This window comes from Pseudomonas sp. ERMR1:02, from assembly GCF_002277815.1.
Lineage (GTDB): Bacteria > Pseudomonadota > Gammaproteobacteria > Pseudomonadales > Pseudomonadaceae > Aquipseudomonas.
Genome location: NZ_NKJI01000008.1, coordinates 201583 through 217207, shown reverse-complemented (window position 1 = coordinate 217207; position 15625 = coordinate 201583). Strand labels below are relative to the sequence as shown.

The 15625-nt window shown below is 58.3% G+C and carries 15 protein-coding genes and 1 tRNA gene; 7 read left to right on the top strand and 9 right to left on the bottom strand.

The features are described 5' to 3' along the window. Positions 1–165: 165 nt before the first annotated feature. The 6 genes from CES87_RS16990 to CES87_RS16965 all read right to left on the bottom strand — a co-directional run bounded on the left by CES87_RS16990 (position 166) and on the right by CES87_RS16965 (position 6880). A complete protein-coding gene (locus CES87_RS16990; RefSeq protein ID WP_128607040.1) occupies positions 166–384 on the bottom strand; it encodes a formate dehydrogenase subunit delta in 219 nt (72 codons plus the stop codon). Then, on the bottom strand, positions 381–3263 hold the full coding sequence (gene fdhF / locus CES87_RS16985; RefSeq protein ID WP_128607039.1) for a formate dehydrogenase subunit alpha: 2883 nt from the start codon (positions 3261–3263) through the stop codon (positions 381–383). Before fdhF ends, CES87_RS16990 begins: the two co-directional genes overlap by 4 nt. After that, positions 3260–4804 (bottom strand): NADH-quinone oxidoreductase subunit NuoF, encoded by a 1545-nt coding sequence (locus tag CES87_RS16980; protein ID WP_128607038.1) that lies wholly within the window; start codon positions 4802–4804, stop codon positions 3260–3262. The genes fdhF and CES87_RS16980 overlap by 4 nt, the downstream gene beginning before the upstream one ends. Next, entirely contained in the window at positions 4804–5280 is a 477-nt protein-coding gene (locus CES87_RS16975; protein ID WP_128607037.1) for a formate dehydrogenase subunit gamma, read from the bottom strand. Before CES87_RS16975 ends, CES87_RS16980 begins: the two co-directional genes overlap by 1 nt. 368 nt (positions 5281–5648) lie before the next feature. Further along, positions 5649–6095, bottom strand: a complete 447-nt coding sequence (locus tag CES87_RS16970; protein WP_218196305.1) for a sn-glycerol-3-phosphate transporter — start codon at positions 6093–6095, stop codon at positions 5649–5651. A gap of 473 nt (positions 6096–6568) precedes the next feature. Continuing rightward, on the bottom strand, positions 6569–6880 hold the full coding sequence (locus CES87_RS16965) for a DUF3077 domain-containing protein (RefSeq protein ID WP_128607035.1): 312 nt from the start codon (positions 6878–6880) through the stop codon (positions 6569–6571). Between the two features lie 673 nt (positions 6881–7553). Here CES87_RS16965 and CES87_RS16960 point away from each other — a divergent pair. Then, on the top strand, positions 7554–8690 hold the full coding sequence (locus CES87_RS16960) for an XRE family transcriptional regulator (protein WP_128607034.1): 1137 nt from the start codon (positions 7554–7556) through the stop codon (positions 8688–8690). After that, on the top strand, positions 8687–9184 hold the full coding sequence (locus CES87_RS16955) for a DUF4411 family protein (protein ID WP_128607033.1): 498 nt from the start codon (positions 8687–8689) through the stop codon (positions 9182–9184). The genes CES87_RS16960 and CES87_RS16955 overlap by 4 nt, the downstream gene beginning before the upstream one ends. A gap of 254 nt (positions 9185–9438) precedes the next feature. On the opposite strand, the gene CES87_RS16950 is transcribed toward CES87_RS16955, so the two are convergent. Continuing rightward, positions 9439–9939 (bottom strand): DUF3916 domain-containing protein, encoded by a 501-nt coding sequence (locus CES87_RS16950; protein WP_128607032.1) that lies wholly within the window; start codon positions 9937–9939, stop codon positions 9439–9441. A 164-nt stretch (positions 9940–10103) separates the two neighbouring features. Here CES87_RS16950 and CES87_RS16945 point away from each other — a divergent pair, with 164 nt between their 5' ends. Next, positions 10104–10364: a DUF6429 family protein gene (locus tag CES87_RS16945; RefSeq protein ID WP_128607031.1), complete on the top strand. Its 261-nt coding sequence runs from the start codon at positions 10104–10106 to the stop codon at positions 10362–10364. A gap of 81 nt (positions 10365–10445) precedes the next feature. On the opposite strand, the gene CES87_RS16940 is transcribed toward CES87_RS16945, so the two are convergent. Continuing rightward, entirely contained in the window at positions 10446–10775 is a 330-nt protein-coding gene (locus tag CES87_RS16940; protein ID WP_128607030.1) for a hypothetical protein, read from the bottom strand. Positions 10776–10923: 148 nt separating this feature from the next. Continuing rightward, positions 10924–11008, bottom strand: a tRNA-Leu gene (locus tag CES87_RS16935). Between the two features lie 105 nt (positions 11009–11113). On the opposite strand from CES87_RS16935, the gene queA reads away from it, so the two are divergent. The 4 genes from queA (at position 11114) to secD (ending at position 15622) form a co-directional block, all read left to right on the top strand. Continuing rightward, positions 11114–12178 (top strand): tRNA preQ1(34) S-adenosylmethionine ribosyltransferase-isomerase QueA, encoded by a 1065-nt coding sequence (gene queA / locus CES87_RS16930; RefSeq protein WP_128607029.1) that lies wholly within the window; start codon positions 11114–11116, stop codon positions 12176–12178. A 14-nt stretch (positions 12179–12192) separates the two neighbouring features. Beyond that, positions 12193–13308: a tRNA guanosine(34) transglycosylase Tgt gene (gene tgt, locus CES87_RS16925; protein ID WP_178081435.1), complete on the top strand. Its 1116-nt coding sequence runs from the start codon at positions 12193–12195 to the stop codon at positions 13306–13308. A 43-nt stretch (positions 13309–13351) separates the two neighbouring features. Beyond that, positions 13352–13690 carry a preprotein translocase subunit YajC gene (gene yajC, locus CES87_RS16920; protein WP_003185175.1) on the top strand — a complete coding sequence of 113 codons (339 nt, stop codon included), beginning with the start codon at positions 13352–13354 and terminating at the stop codon, positions 13688–13690. A 63-nt stretch (positions 13691–13753) separates the two neighbouring features. Beyond that, the gene (secD, locus tag CES87_RS16915; protein ID WP_128607027.1) at positions 13754–15622 is read left to right on the top strand and encodes a protein translocase subunit SecD; all 1869 of its coding nucleotides are present in this window, start codon (positions 13754–13756) and stop codon (positions 15620–15622) included. Positions 15623–15625 lie beyond the last annotated feature (3 nt).

Genomic DNA, 15625 nt, shown 5'->3' with positions numbered 1-15625 from the left:
GATTGAATAGCCTTAGGGAAGCATCAAATATCAGGTACCACACATAACCCTTGTAGGAGCTGGCTTGCCAGCGAAAGCGGTGTGTCAGTTCACAAAAGTGCTGACCGATACACCGCCTTCGCTGGCAAGCCAGCTCCTACAGTTGTTTTCTACAGTTCCCCTAATTCAAGCCTCCCAACCCGCCCCACTGACCGCCGCCTGCGCCAGTGGATGCAAGTCTGCCGGATGCTCTGTCTGCCAGGCCAGCAACTCCTTGCGCATGCCGGGCGTCCAGTACATCTGCAGATGATTACGCACACCGAGCACAGCCTGTTGCTGGTCCGGTTCGCTGGCGAAGTACTGGGCGATCTGGTTGGCCATCTTGATCAGGTTGTCCGTACTCATCGGCGTAACTCCGCTTTTTCGCCGCGCGCATGACGACGATCCTTGAGTAAACGATCCTGTTCGTCGCTGAATTCCTGATAGCGTTTTTGCCACTCCGAAGGGTGGTAGACGCGGCTGACTTCCACGGCGGTGACCTTGTACTCCGGACAGTTGGTCGCCCAGTCGGAGTTGTCGGTGGTGATGACGTTGGCCCCCGATTCCGGGAAGTGGAAGGTGGTGTACACCACGCCCGGGGCGACCCGTTCGGTCACCCGCGCACGCAATACGGTCTGGCCGGCGCGGCTGCCGATGCCGACCCAGTCACCTTCGTTGATGCCACGGCTCTCGGCGTCGCTCGGGTGGATTTCCAGACGGTCTTCATCGTGCCAGGCGACGTTTTCGGTACGCCGGGTCTGGGCGCCGACGTTGTACTGGCTGAGGATGCGCCCGGTGGTGAGCAACAGCGGATAGCGGTTGTTGACCTTTTCCTCGGTGGGCACGTAGCCGGTGAGCATGAAGCGCCCCTTGCCGCGCACGAATTGATCGATGTGCATGGTCGGCGTGCCGTCCGGTGAGTCGGCGTTGCACGGCCATTGCAGGCTGCCGTGGCTGTCCAGTGCTGCGTAGCTGACGTTGGTGAAGGTCGGCGTCAGGCTGGCGATTTCATCCATGATTTGCGATGGGTGTTTGTAGTTCATCGGGTAGCCCAGAGCATTGGCCAAGGCAACCGTGCCTTCCCAGTCCGCCTTGCCGCCCAGAGGTTCCATGACCTTGCGCACCCGCGAGATACGCCGCTCGGCGTTGGTGAAGGTGCCGTCCTTCTCCAGGAACGAGCAGCCCGGCAGGAACACGTGGGCGAACTTGGCGGTTTCGTTGAGGAAAATGTCCTGCACCACCACGCATTCCATGGCCGAAAGGGCTGCGGTGACGTGCTGGGTATTGGGGTCGCTTTGGGCGATGTCTTCGCCCTGGCAGTACAGGCCCTTGAAACTGCCGGCCAGGGCCGACTCGAACATGTTAGGGATGCGCAGACCCGGGTCGGGTTGCAGGGTGACATTCCAGGCTTGTTCGAACTGCGCCCTTACCACTTCGTTGGAGATGTGCCGGTAGCCGGGCAACTCGTGGGGGAAAGAGCCCATGTCGCAGGAGCCCTGCACGTTGTTCTGACCCCGCAGCGGGTTCACGCCTACGCCTTCGCGGCCGATGTTGCCCGTAACCATGGCCAGGTTGGCGATGCCCATCACCGCAGTACTGCCCTGGCTGTGCTCGGTGATGCCAAGGCCGTAATAGATCGCTGCGTTGCCGCCGGTGGCATAAAGGCGGGCGGCGGCGCGGATATCGGCAGCGGCTACACCGCAGATAGGTCCGAGGACTTCGGGCGAGTTGTCCGCGCGGCTGACGAATTCGCTCCAGTGGGCGAAATCGATGCCCTCGCAACGGGCGTCGATAAAGTCCTGATTGAGCAGGCCTTCGGTGACGATGACGTGGGCCAGTGCGTTGAGCATGGCGACGTTGGTGCCGGGGCGTAGCGCAAGGTGCAGTTCGGCGCGAGCGTGCACCGAGTCCACCAGATCAATGCGGCGTGGGTCGATGACGATCAGTCGCGCGCCTTCACGCAGGCGGCGTTTAAGTTGCGAGGCGAACACCGGGTGGGCGTCGCTGGGGTTGGCGCCCATGACCAGAATCACGTCAGCCTGCATCACCGAGTCGAAACTCTGGGTGCCGGCGGACTCGCCCAGGGTTTGTTTCAGGCCATAGCCGGTCGGCGAGTGACAGACCCGCGCACAGGTGTCGACGTTGTTGTTGCCGAAGGCGGCGCGCACCAGTTTTTGCACCAGATAGGTTTCTTCGTTGGTGCAGCGGCTGGAGGTGATGCCACCGATGGAGTCGCGGCCGTATTTTTGCTGCAGCCGGCGGAATTCGCTGGCGGCGTAGGTCACCGCTTCGTCCCAGCTGACTTCCTGCCAAGGGTCGTTGATGTGCTGGCGGATCATCGGTTTGGTGATGCGATCCGGGTGGGTGGCGTAGCCCCAGGCGAAACGGCCTTTGACGCAGGAGTGGCCGTGGTTGGCCTGGCCGTTCTTGTCCGGAACCATGCGTACCAGTTGGTTGCCTTTCATCTCGGCGCGGAACGAGCAGCCCACGCCGCAATAGGCACAGGTGGTGATCACGCTGCGTTCGGGCTGGCCCAGTTCGACCACGCTTTTTTCCATCAGGGTCGCGGTGGGGCAGGCTTGTACACAGGCGCCGCAAGACACGCATTCCGAGTCGAGGAAGTTCTCGCCACCTGCAGCCTCGACACGGGATTCGAAACCGCGCCCGGTAATGGTCAGGGCAAAGGTGCCCTGGGTTTCTTCGCAGGCGCGCACGCAGCGATTGCAGACGATGCACTTGCTCGGGTCGTAATCGAAATACGGGTTGGAGGTGTCCTTCACATCGGCCAGATGGTTCTCGCCTTCGTAGCCATAACGCACCTCGCGCAGGCCGACCTGGCCGGCGACGGTTTGCAGCTCGCAGTTGCCGTTGGCCGAGCAGGTCAGGCAGTCCAGCGGGTGGTCGGAGATGTACAGCTCCATGACGTTGCGGCGCAGGGTTGCGAGCTTCGGCGTCTGGGTGTGCACGGTCATGCCTTCGCTGACCGGCGTGGTGCAGGACGCCGGATAGCCGCGCATACCGTCGATCTCCACCAGGCACATGCGGCAAGAGCCGAAGGCTTCGAGGCTGTCGGTGGCACAGAGTTTGGGAATGGTGGTGCCCATCAGCGCGGCGGCGCGCATCACCGAGGTGCCTTCGGGCACGCTGATGCTGCGGCCATCGATGTTCAGGGTGACTTGCACCTGGCTGTCGCGAGCGGGCGTGCCCAGGTCGATATCGGTTTTCGGGTCGAAGAGAGTGATCATTGCTCGGCCTCCGAGGCTTGCAGGCCGAAGTCGGCGGGGAAGTGCTTGAGGGCGCTGGCTACCGGAAAGGAAACCATGCCGCCCAACGCGCACAGCGAACCGTATTGCAGGGTGTCGCACAGGTCCTTGAGAATGATCACCTGCTCATCGCGACCACTCTGGTCTGGCGCGGCCAGCAGGCGGTCTATCACCTCCACGCCCCGGGTCGAGCCGATGCGGCACGGGGTGCATTTGCCGCAGGACTCTTCGGCGCCGAATTGCATGGCGAAGCGCGCCATGTGGGCCATGTCCAGGCTGTCGTCAGCCACCACTACACCTCCGTGACCTAGCATCGCGCCGATAGCGGCGAAGGCTTCGTAATCGAGCGGCGTGTCGAATTGCGACGGTGGCACCCACGCGCCGAGCGGGCCGCCGACTTGCGCGGCTTTCAGTGGCCGGCCACTGGCGGTCCCTCCGCCGTAGTCTTCCACCAACTCCCGCAGAGTCAGGCCAAAAGCCCGTTCTACCAGACCGCCGTGACGAATATTGCCCGCCAGCTGGAAGGGCATGGTGCCCAGGGAACGGCCCATGCCGTAATCACGATAGAACTGCGCGCCCTTGGCCAGAATCAGCGGCACCGAGGCCAGGGTCAGCACGTTGTGCACCAGGGTCGGCTGGCCGAACAAGCCTTTCAAGGCGGGGATCGGCGGCTTTGCGCGGACGATCCCGCGTTTGCCTTCCAGAGAGTCCAACAGCGCGGTTTCTTCACCGCAGATGTAAGCGCCGGCACCGACGCGCACTTCCATATCGAAGGCCTGACCGCTGCCGCCGACATTGGCGCCGAGGTAACCGGCGGCTCGGGCGATGTTCAGCGCTGCACGCAGGGTGGCCACGGCGTCTGGGTATTCCGAGCGAACATAGATGTAGCCGAAGGTGGCGCCGACGGTAATGCCGGCAATGGCCATACCCTCGATTAGCAGGAAGGGGTCGCCTTCCATCAACATACGGTCGGCGAAAGTGCCGGAGTCGCCTTCGTCGGCGTTGCAAACAATGTATTTTTGCGCCGCCTGGGTGGCGCGGACCGTGCGCCATTTGATCCCGGCGGGGAAGGCTGCGCCGCCTCGGCCGCGCAGGCCGGAGTCGAATACGGCAGTTGCGGTTTGTTCGCCGCCAATGGCGACGGCCCTGGTTAAGCCTTCGAAACCACCGTGTGCCCGGTAATCGTCCAGCGACAACGGCCGGGTAATACCGGCGCGGGCGAACAGCAGGCGTTGTTGGGATTTGAGATAAGGTAATTCTTCCACCAGGCCCAAGGCGAGTGGATGGCTTGATGGATCGCCTTGCAACGCTTCCAGCACGGATGGCACATCGGCAGCGGTCAACGGGCCGAAGCCGATTCGGCCTTCCGGGGTGTCCACTTCCAGCAGCGGTTCCAGCCAGTACAGGCCGCGCGAGCTGGTGCGTTGCAGGTCCACATTAGTCTGGCTGGAGAGGGCCGAAGCCACCTCATCGGCACCCACGGCACGGGCCAGCGAATCACAAGGCAGATAGAGCGTCGGCATCACGCGTCCTCCCGGCAAGCGTCGAGCAATGCATCCAGACGTTCGGCACTGAGCCGCGCATGCACCCGGCCATCCAGCTCCAGGGCGGGCGAACAGGCGCAGGCACCGAGGCAATACACCGGACGCAGACTGATGCTGCCGTCGGCGCTGCTGCCGTGATCATCCAGTTGCAGGCGTTCGCGCAACTGCGCCGCAAGCTGCTCGGCACCGCGACTCTTGCACGACTCGGCCCGGCACAGACGCAGAATATGGCGGGCCGGCGGCGCGGTACGGAAGTCATGGTAAAAGCTGATCACCCCGCGAACCTCGGCCTGACTCTGGTTCAGCGCGTGGGCAATCTCGGGGATGGCGGCATCGGGGATATAACCGATGCGTTCCTGAATATCATGAAGGATGGGCAACAGTGCGCCGGGAGTGCCCTTATGGCGCTCCAGCAGGGTGTTGACCACAGGCAGGTGCAAACTCTCATCAGGCATTCAGCAATCCTCACGGTCACGGACACACCAGAAGGTCGTCGGTCGTCCGAAAGTGTCGGCTGCGGCATTCACACCACGTCACGGTATCGTGGCATTTTCAGGCCGGTGGCCAGGGCACCCTGAGCGGGCATCTTGTTGTGCCCGATGCGGTCTTCGCCGCACCTCGTAAAGGGCATTAGGGGAGCTTGCCACGCTGCCTTTTATTCAACTGCACGAAAGCGACGTGTTCGGTTCTTTCTACGACCTGTCATTTAAGTCTAGAAGAGTGTGGATTGAGTGGGGGGAATCAGAAGTTATCCACAGCGGGGCGGTGCTGCAAAAGCTGCTACAGGTCTCGCGCAGCTCACCGTCAAACGTCAGCCTTGCCTTTAGAACCGTAACCCGACATTGACCATCCCCGCAGCCCCTCCAAGCACGACGAATTCGGCTGCCACGGGTCCCCAATGAGCACCGAATGAGGGGATGATGACGGGGGCGACACCAAAATGGTTCAGGGGGATTTTGTCTTCGTATTTACCTTCGTAACCCTCGATCAGGCCGCCGCTCAGTTTGACGTAAACCGGATAGCGCTCATGCTCCCAGACTTTGCCCAGGTAAGCGTAATACGAGCGTTGGTAGAACGAGTTTTTGAAAGTGGCCGCCCCCCACAGCAAACCATCGGCGTAGACGCGCTCGACACCGACCAGCTCCTGATGGTTGTTGTGTTCGGGGTCATGGGTCCAGTGTTTGGTATAGGCGCTGGTTTGCACATACCAATAACCGTCCTGACCCTCACCGTTTGCGGCAAACACGGCGAGACTGACGGCAAAGCACATGATGCCGGTGAGCGCTGTCCTGATCATTTCCGATCCCTCGTCAAATAATCCTGTGATTTTATATAGATATGGGGACATGTCGGCCATGTGGGACAGATGTCTGGAGTTGTCCAAGAAATCTCGGAACCGGAGCGAAAGCTCATTCGGTAGTGAGTGGTTTATACCTGAAGCCCCGAAAAAGCTCGGGGCTAACCCGACTGTCATTCGCTAGCAACTCCAAGCGACCCAATACGCCACCAACTCACCGAATCCTGTGGGAGCGAGCCTGCTCGCGAAAGCGCCAGCCCATTCAACACCAAAGCTGAATGCGCTGCCACAACCCCAAGCCACTCACCCACGCGGGCCAATCAACGCCAGTGAGCTCACCGCAAATCCCTGTGGGAGCGGGCTTGCCCGCGAAAGCGTCAGCCCAACCAACATCAATGCTGAATCCATCGCCACAACCGCAAGCCATCCCCCACAGGCTTCAGCTTCTACTCCTCAGCCTTCTCCGCTTCCCGCTTCGCCGCCGACCCAAACCCCCGATCCCGCGTCAACACCTTCACCGCATCATCCACCACCGCCTTACTCATCGCCGTCAAATAATGCGCAGCCCAGGCGTGATAATCCGTGTCCCTGGCGTAAGCCGCATCCTTGGTCAGCGCCTTGGCGAGAAACAGAAAATCAGAAGCCATGGCCAACGCATCGCCCAGAGGAACATCGCGAGTGACGTGGAACAGAGGTTGATCGGAACAGTAGATAGCGGGGGTTAAACCGATGGTTTTGAGTTCGAGTTGTTCGTTCATTGGCCACCTCCGATGAGGGAGAGGCGAGGGGAGAGAGTGTTACGCAACTGGGAATTGCGTTGAGGGAAAAGCCAATTTTTGTACGGATCCATACTGCGCATTGCAAAGCTCCTTAATTTGAAGAGCTGCCGCATTCGTTACCAAGCGAATGGGTGGCAGCTGTGCGCAGGTTGGTAAACCGGGAAATCAAGGAAACCGGCACGTCCGAAGACGTCCCACGCACAGCCGCCATAACGCAGATCGCAGGCGAAAAAAAGGCGCCTGCGAACGCATAGCACTGTTGCGCAGTGATTTACCTCGGGTTACCAAGCCCGGTCGCTGAATTGGCAGCGACGGTGGGAGGGTATCGTGCGGACCTTTTTCCCGCAACCTTTGGGAGCGCTAGGTATTTGTGTTGCCAGTTATCGCGTTGAGGAGAACGCTTCAACATGACAATGCCACCCGTCTGCGGGTTACATATTTGCGCTTCGAGTCGTTGCAGATTTACCTCATACTCGCGCGCTTCTATCAGCCTTCGTTTGTCGGTAGTTCTACTTCTCTACTAGTCTGTACCAGACCTTTCATCGCCAAGGAGAACGGCAATGCCAGATAGCTGGAACCAGCGTCAGCCCGGTGCAATTGCCAAAGATGCGCTGGTGCGATTAATGAGCCCCTCTGATTTGCCTGCGACCCTATGAGCCAAGCCGCTTTAGTCAATCCCAGCCTGCTCACATGGTCTCGAGAGCGTGCCGGCCTGTCCACTGAACAGGTGGCAAAAAAGCTACCAGTGAAGCCTGCTCGCGTAGCGGAGTGGGAAGCTGGCGAGACCAAACCGACATTTCTTCAGGCTCAAAAATGGGCGAACCTCGCTCATATTCCTTTTGGCTTTTTGTTTCTTCAGAACCCACCAGTCGAACAAATGCCTTTACCCGATCTGCGAACTGTGGGAGGGATTGCCCCGCAACGTCCTAGCCTGGAACTACTGGACACGGTGAGGGATGCTATTCGTAAGCAAGACTGGTACTTGGAGTATCAGCAACAGCAGGAGCATCAGCCACTGGCATTTGTAGGTCGCTTCAATAGTCGAGCTCAGGTTAGAGAGGTGGTGGAGGATATCCGCCGGACTCTGAACGTGAATCCTGATATTGCTCGATTGGATTATGACAAATACAGCCGCGCCTTGATTGAGGCAGCTGAAACTGCTGGCATTCTGGTGATGCGCACCGGCATTGCCCTAGGGAATACTCACCGAAAACTTGAAGTGAGCGAGTTTCGGGGTTTCGCCATCAGTAATGCCTTCGCCCCCGTCGTATTTATCAACAGCTCCGACGCACCCACTGCCAGGCTCTTCACCTTACTTCACGAACTGGCACATATCTGGATCGGTAGCAGTGGAGTGTCTGACGGAAGTACTGCAAATGGTCGAGACGAGGAACGATTCTGCAATGCAGTTGCAGGCGAGTTTCTGGCTCCTGAAGTCCAGTTCCGCGCCCTATGGAACGCCGATATTAACTGGGAAAGCAACCTAGCTCCGCTAGCCACTCGCTTTCACATCAGCAAATTAGCCATCGGCCGCCGAGCCTTGGATCTTGGCTTCATAAGCCAAGCGCAATACAGCGCTTATTACCGAGTGATCCTCAAGGCTTTCCAGGATGAAAAAGGCGGAGCGGGTGACTACTACCGCAACGCCACTGCGAAAAACAGCCCACGCCTGAGCAAGGCAGTGCTGACTGAAGCAATGAGTGGTCGGATGCTGCTGCGCGAAGCGGGACACTTGCTCGGCGTGCAACCTGCCAAATTAAGGACCCTCGCCAGCAAGATCACGGAATGAATCATTTACTCGACGCTAACACACTGATCGAAGCAAAGAACCGTTACTACGGAATGGCTATTTGTCCTGGCTTTTGGCAGTGGTTGCTACTGAAAAATGAAGCACTGCATCTATCCAGCATTGCACCTGTCATGTATGAACTGACAAAAGGAAATGACCAGTTGGCGGATTGGGTGAAAGACAACTCTGGTTTTTTTCACGCAATCACTGATCAGGAGACGCAACTGGCATTTGCGCAGGTTGTAGGGCTTGTGGCTAACCAAGCGCCCAAGATGAAAATCGGCGCTATGGACGAGTTTTTAGCGGGTGCTGATCCATGGTTGATTGCTAAAGCGATGACTACTGGTGCTACGGTCGTCACTCATGAAGTGCTGAATCGCGAAGCTAAACGGAAATTCATCATCCCCAATATTTGTCAGGAACTTGATGTTCCATTTGTGAATACGTTTGAGTTGTTGCATAGGCTTGAAGCGAGGTTTGTGTTGCCTGCTTGAAGTAGATGGTTAACTCAGGTTGTTTAGGGGGCAGGTATTTAGCAGAAAGACAGATTTGTTATTGTACTGAGTCCGAAAATAAGTCCATTCCCATTTCTCAGGCACGGCCACCCCATTAGCGTCACAGGTAGGATTTGTTTTCAAGGTCCTTGGGATAGTCATAGAAAGAGGGGGCATGAAAGAGGGGACGGATTTATTTTTCCTCCTGTCCCGTCCTTGTGTAGAGAAAAAATTGCCCTCCCTTTTTATGAAGATCAGGCCGGATCCCCGATGCACCACCACTGTACAGCGACCTCGTCATCATCTTGAGTTACGTCATGCCCGTACTCGATGAATTGCGCCGGTGTGTGCAACGCAAGAGCATGACTGATCCGCTCTGGCTTAAGCGTGTTGGTTTCACCGAGAAAGCCCAGATAATAGTCCCGGTCATAGAAGACGGTGAGCTCGCTCTGATGAACCCATGGCCACACCAGTAGGCAAGCAACCCGGTAGTAACCCTGCGAGCGGTCAGCAGTGTTGGACAAGTGGTTAGCGGCTTCGAGCAGTTGCTGAATGCAGAAGGCCTGAACTTCGATCCTGGCTTGAGGGCCTTGGACCATGGTTTCGTGCACTGGGATCTTCCAATTTATGTAGCGCTCCATGCGCTCGGATCGCGGGTGAAACTCGTCGCGAAAACTGGAGGCCCAGTGTTCCAGAGCACGAAGGCGACGGTGAATGCCTCTGAGTGGTTTATTGCTGAGGGCGATTTGCCGCATTGATACGTCCTTGTGATGCCGAAAAAGTCTTTCGTTGTTGCCTGTTGGTGCAATAGTGGGAAAGGGGACAGCGATATTATTGGACTGATCTAAAAAATGTATCCATCCCAATTTCTTGTCGCATTTTTACCGTGACATTAAAGAATACGAGCGGAGCAGCGATCATGGAATACGACGATAAACTGATTGAAGAGGCCGTGCTTGCGTTGTTGGCAGCCTTCAGTTTTGATAACGGCAATACTTGGAAAGGGTTCGACTTCGAAACCATGAACCGTTTGCATGAACAGGGTTTGATCAGCAATCCGGTAAACAAGAACAAATCGATTTGGTTGACGGCTGAAGGGTTGGAGCGAGGTCGGCAGATAGCCGACCGGTTGCTTGGGGTAAGACCTCAAGCGGAGCAGGTATCCGACTCGGGTACTTGACTTCATGCCCCGGCCATAAAGGAGGGGACCCGGCACTACACCGCAGTCAGGTTCGCCAGCCTGTTAGGTCGCATGCCCCATTCACTGAATGTCTTTCAAATAATCCTTGAGCGCGATTAGCGGGGCATCAATCTGCTCCATCGTTTGAATGCTGGAAAATTCAGCCGCCAACCTCCGCAATTCCCGCCCGAGTGGCTTATCAACACCGCCAATGGCATCCAGTGCCAATCCTACGCACTCATCCACTTTTTGCTGGATGGCACCGATCTCACCCCGCCGCACCAGCAACTCAAACACATCCCGCTGGTAATCCCCCATCACCAAATCATCCCGCAAAATCGGACTTGAACCTTCCGTCTCATAAGCCAGTTTCAGGGAGAAGAGGGCAACAGTTTCCAGCTGCAATTCCATGGGGGGAATCCTTGATGAATGTCGTACTGACCGAGGATGAGAAGGTCAAAAGATCGCCAGCAAGCCGGCTCCTACAGGTCGGCGGGGTGTCAGCCGCTTTATCGCAGGCGAAAAAAAAGGCCTTGCTAAGCAAGACCTTTCTTAATTTTGGTGCCCCGAGGGAGACTCGAACTCCCACTCCTTTCGAAAACGGATTTTGAATCCGCCGCGTCTACCAATTCCGCCATCAGGGCAATGGCCGCGGAGTATAGAGAGGTGATAACCGTTGGTCAATCAGGTACATAGAGAAATTTTGATATTTCCGCTAGACTTCCCGGCCCTGCTAGACGAACTCCATCATGCGCGTTGCTGACTTTACTTTCGAGCTCCCTGATTCGCTGATCGCCCGCCATCCTTTGGCCGAGCGTCGCAATAGTCGCCTGTTGACCCTTGATGGGGTCAGCGGCGCCCTGGCACACCGTCAATTCACTGATTTGCTTGAGCATTTGCGCCCGGGCGATTTGATGGTGTTCAACAATACCCGGGTGATTCCGGCGCGGCTGTTTGGCCAGAAGGCTTCCGGCGGCAAGCTGGAAATCCTGGTGGAGCGGGTGCTGGACAGTCATCGCGTGCTGGCCCATGTGCGCTCCAGCAAGTCGCCCAAGCCTGGGTCGAAGATCCTGATCGATGGCGGTGGCGAGGCCGAGATGCTGGCGCGTCACGATGCGTTGTTCGAATTGGGGTTTGCCGAAGAGGTGTTGCCGCTGCTCGACCGCGTCGGGCACATGCCGTTGCCTCCTTATATAGACCGCCCGGATGAAGGCTCGGACCGCGAGCGTTATCAGACCGTCTACGCCGAGCGTTTGGGCGCGGTGGCGGCGCCGACGGCGGGGCTGCATTTCGATCAGCCGCTGATGGAGGCGATTGCCGCCAAGGGCGTCGAGACCGCGTTCGTGACCTTGCACGTCGGCGCGGGCACTTTCCAGCCGGTGCGGGTCGAGAAGCTCGAAGATCACCACATGCACACGGAATGGCTGGAAGTCGGCCAGGACGTGGTGGATGCGGTTGCCGCCTGTCGTGCTCGCGGTGGTCGCGTGGTGGCCGTGGGGACCACCAGCGTGCGTTCGCTGGAAAGTGCTGCGCGCGATGGCGTGCTCAAGCCGTTCAGTGGCGACACCGATATCTTTATTTTCCCGGGCCGGCCGTTTCATGTGGTCGATGCGCTGGTTACCAACTTCCATTTGCCCGAATCCACGCTGTTGATGCTGGTTTCGGCGTTCGCCGGTTATCCCGAAACCATGGCTGCCTATAAGGCCGCGGTCGACAATGGATACCGCTTTTTCAGCTACGGTGATGCGATGTTCATCACGCGTAATCCTGCGCCGACTGCCCCTAAAGAATCGGGCCCAGAGGAAACTGTATGAGTCGCACCTGTCGTATGTCTTTCGAGCTGCTTGCCACTGATGGCAAGGCTCGTCGTGGTCGCCTGACCTTCCCGCGCGGCACTGTCGAGACCCCGGCCTTCATGCCGGTCGGCACCTACGGCACGGTCAAGGGCATGCTGCCACGGGATATCGTCGCCACCGGCGCGGAGATCATTCTGGGCAACACCTTCCACCTGTGGCTGCGTCCTGGCACCGAAGTGATCAAGGAACACGGCGACCTGCACGATTTCATGCAGTGGAAAGGCCCGATCCTGACCGACTCCGGCGGTTTCCAGGTGTTCAGCCTGGGCGCCATGCGCAAGATCAAGGAGGAGGGCGTGACCTTCGCTTCTCCGGTCGACGGCGCCAAAGTGTTCATGGGGCCGGAAGAGTCGATGCAGGTCCAGCGTGACCTGGGCTCCGACATTGTGATGATTTTCGACGAATGCACGCCGTACCCGGCCGACGAAGACGTCGCCCGCGTTTCCATGGAGTTGTCGCTGCGTTGGGCCCAGCGCTCGAAAAACGCCCATGCCGACAACACGGCGGCGCTGTTCGGCATCGTTCAGGGCGGCATGCACCAGGACCTGCGCATGCGCTCCCTGGAAGGCCTCGACAAGATCGGCTTCGACGGCCTGGCCATCGGCGGTCTGTCGGTGGGCGAGCCCAAGCATGAAATGATCAAGGTGCTGGATTATTTGCCGGGTCAGATGCCAGCTGACAAACCTCGTTACCTTATGGGCGTTGGCAAACCGGAAGATCTGGTTGAGGGTGTGCGCCGCGGTGTGGACATGTTCGATTGCGTGATGCCAACCCGTAATGCCCGCAATGGGCATCTGTTCATTGATACTGGCGTGATCAAGATCCGTAACGCGTTCCATCGCCATGATGATTCGCCGCTGGATCCGACCTGCGATTGCTATACCTGCCAGAACTTCTCCCGCGCTTATCTGCATCACCTGGACAAGTGCGGCGAAATGCTGGGGAGCATGCTCAATACCATCCATAACTTGCGCCATTATCAAGTGCTTATGGCTGGTTTGCGCGAGGCTATTCAACAGGGTACATTGGCCGCCTTTGTCGATGCCTTCTACGCCAAACGCGGGTTACCTGTTCCGCCTTTGGACTGAGTTTTCTGACCCCAAGATTCAACATTTGCAACTGGAGTGCTAAATGAGCTTTTTTATCTCTAATGCCATGGCTGACGCTGCTGCACCGGCAGCTGCAGGCCCTATGGGCGGTGGTTTTGAGTGGATTTTCCTGGTCGGCTTCCTGGTCATCTTCTACCTGATGATCTGGCGTCCACAGGCCAAGCGCGCCAAAGAGCAGAAGAACCTGCTGGGCAGCCTGCAAAAAGGTGACGAAGTTGTGACCACCGGCGGCATCGCTGGCAAGATCACTAAAGTGGCTGACGATTTCGTGGTTCTGGAAGTTTCCGACACCGTCGAAATGAAGTTCCAGAAAGGCGCCATCGCCGCCACGCTGCCAAAAGGCACGCTCAAAGCGATCTAAGTTTCAACTTCTACTCAATCGACGGGGCGCGCAAGGCGCCCCGCGTCATAAGCGGGCGGCGTGATGCTGAACAAATACCCTCTGTGGAAATACATACTGATCCTGGCGGTGCTGGCGATCGGTCTGATTTATTCCGCTCCCAATCTTTATCCCGATGACCCGGCCATTCAGGTCAGCGGTGCAAGCACTGCATTGCAGGTCACCCAGGCTGATCTGGATCGTGTGAGTACTGCGCTCAAGGAATCCGGGATCAACGTCAAGGCTGCTTCCCTGGCTGCCAATGGCAAGGGTGGTCTGATTCGCCTGGTCAAGGCTGAAGACCAGTTGCCTGCCAAGGACGTCGTGCGCAAGGCGTTGGGTGATGACTACGTCGTTGCTCTGAACCTGGCACAAACCACCCCGCAATGGCTGCGCAGCGTCGCCGCGCACCCGATGAAGCTGGGTCTGGACTTGTCCGGTGGTGTGCACTTCCTGCTCGAAGTGGATATGGAAAAAGCCCTCGATGCACGCCTGAAAGTCTACGAAGGCGACGTCAAGAGCCTGTTGCGTAAAGAGAAACTGCGCTATCGCAGCCTGCCGCAACTCAATGGTGCCATTCAGCTGGGCTTCACCGATGAAGCAACCCGCGAACAGGCCCGCGCGCTGGTACGCAAGAACTTCAACGATTTCGACATTGTTCCGGCCGACCTCAATGGCCAACCGGTACTGCGTCTGGCGATGACCCCGGCGAAGCTGGCGGAAATCCGCGAATACTCCATCAAGCAGAACTTGACCACGGTACGTAACCGCGTCAACGAGCTGGGTGTTGCCGAACCTATCGTCCAGCGTCAGGGCGCGAACCGCATCGTGGTTGAGCTGCCGGGCGTGCAGGACACCGCAGAGGCCAAGCGTATCCTCGGTAAGACGGCCAACCTCGAGTTCCGTCTGGCGGCAGAGCCTGGTGCTTCGAAAGCCACTTCCGAAAGCTTTGAGTTCCGTGAAGGCAAGCGTCCGCCGGCTCTGATCGAGCGTGGCCTGATCATCACTGGCGACCAGGTGACTGACGCCAAGGCTGGCTTCGGCGAGCACGGTACGCCGGAAGTGAACATCCGTCTGGATGGCCATGGCGGCGAGCTGATGAGCCGTGCGACCCGTTCGAACGTTGGTCGCAGCATGGCGGTGATCTTCATCGAGCAGCGTCCTGTCACCACTTACACCAAGCAAGTGGTCGATGGCGTCGAGAAAGACGTGGCGGTGCAGTCGTTTAAAGAAGAGAAGAAGATCATCAGCCTGGCGACCATTCAGTCGCCGCTGGGTGCTCAGTTCCGTATCACCGGCCTGAACGGCCAGGGCGAATCGTCCGAGCTGGCGCTGCTGCTGCGTGCCGGTGGTCTGGCGGCGCCGATGTACTTCGCTGAAGAGCGCACCATCGGCCCGAGCCTGGGTGCCGACAACATCACCAAAGGTATCAATGCATCGCTCTGGGGCATGCTGTTCGTCTCGCTGTTCATCATGGCCATCTACCGCTTCTTCGGCATCATTGCCACGGTCGCGCTGGGTGTGAACATGGTGCTGTTGCTGGCCCTGATGTCGCTGCTGGGTGCAACGCTGACCCTGCCGGGTATCGCCGGTATCGTGTTGACCATGGGTATGGCGGTCGACGCCAACGTGCTGATCTTCTCGCGGATTCGTGAAGAGATCGCGGCGGGCATGACCGTACAGCGGGCAATCAACGAAGGTTTTGGTCGCGCATTCACGGCGATTCTCGACGCCAACCTGACCACCTTGCTGGTGGGCGGGATCCTGTTTGCCATGGGTACAGGTCCGGTCAAGGGCTTCGCAGTGACCATGTCCCTCGGGGTTTTGACTTCGATGTTCACGGCCATCATGGTCACCCGCGCGATGGTCAACTTGATCTTCGGCGGTCGTGACTTCAAGAAGTTGTGGATTTAAGGG

Coding starts and splice junctions, on each gene's coding strand:
- CES87_RS16990 (WP_128607040.1), bottom strand. CDS start 384: ATGAGTACGGACAACCTGATCAAGATGGCCAACCAGATCGCCCAGTAC.
- fdhF (WP_128607039.1), bottom strand. CDS start 3,263: ATGATCACTCTCTTCGACCCGAAAACCGATATCGACCTGGGCACGCCC.
- CES87_RS16980 (WP_128607038.1), bottom strand. CDS start 4,804: ATGCCGACGCTCTATCTGCCTTGTGATTCGCTGGCCCGTGCCGTGGGT.
- CES87_RS16975 (WP_128607037.1), bottom strand. CDS start 5,280: ATGCCTGATGAGAGTTTGCACCTGCCTGTGGTCAACACCCTGCTGGAG.
- CES87_RS16970 (WP_218196305.1), bottom strand. CDS start 6,095: ATGTGCTTTGCCGTCAGTCTCGCCGTGTTTGCCGCAAACGGTGAGGGT.
- CES87_RS16965 (WP_128607035.1), bottom strand. CDS start 6,880: ATGAACGAACAACTCGAACTCAAAACCATCGGTTTAACCCCCGCTATC.
- CES87_RS16960 (WP_128607034.1), top strand. CDS start 7,554: ATGAGCCAAGCCGCTTTAGTCAATCCCAGCCTGCTCACATGGTCTCGA.
- CES87_RS16955 (WP_128607033.1), top strand. CDS start 8,687: ATGAATCATTTACTCGACGCTAACACACTGATCGAAGCAAAGAACCGT.
- CES87_RS16950 (WP_128607032.1), bottom strand. CDS start 9,939: ATGCGGCAAATCGCCCTCAGCAATAAACCACTCAGAGGCATTCACCGT.
- CES87_RS16945 (WP_128607031.1), top strand. CDS start 10,104: ATGGAATACGACGATAAACTGATTGAAGAGGCCGTGCTTGCGTTGTTG.
- CES87_RS16940 (WP_128607030.1), bottom strand. CDS start 10,775: ATGGAATTGCAGCTGGAAACTGTTGCCCTCTTCTCCCTGAAACTGGCT.
- queA (WP_128607029.1), top strand. CDS start 11,114: ATGCGCGTTGCTGACTTTACTTTCGAGCTCCCTGATTCGCTGATCGCC.
- tgt (WP_178081435.1), top strand. CDS start 12,193: ATGTCTTTCGAGCTGCTTGCCACTGATGGCAAGGCTCGTCGTGGTCGC.
- yajC (WP_003185175.1), top strand. CDS start 13,352: ATGAGCTTTTTTATCTCTAATGCCATGGCTGACGCTGCTGCACCGGCA.
- secD (WP_128607027.1), top strand. CDS start 13,754: ATGCTGAACAAATACCCTCTGTGGAAATACATACTGATCCTGGCGGTG.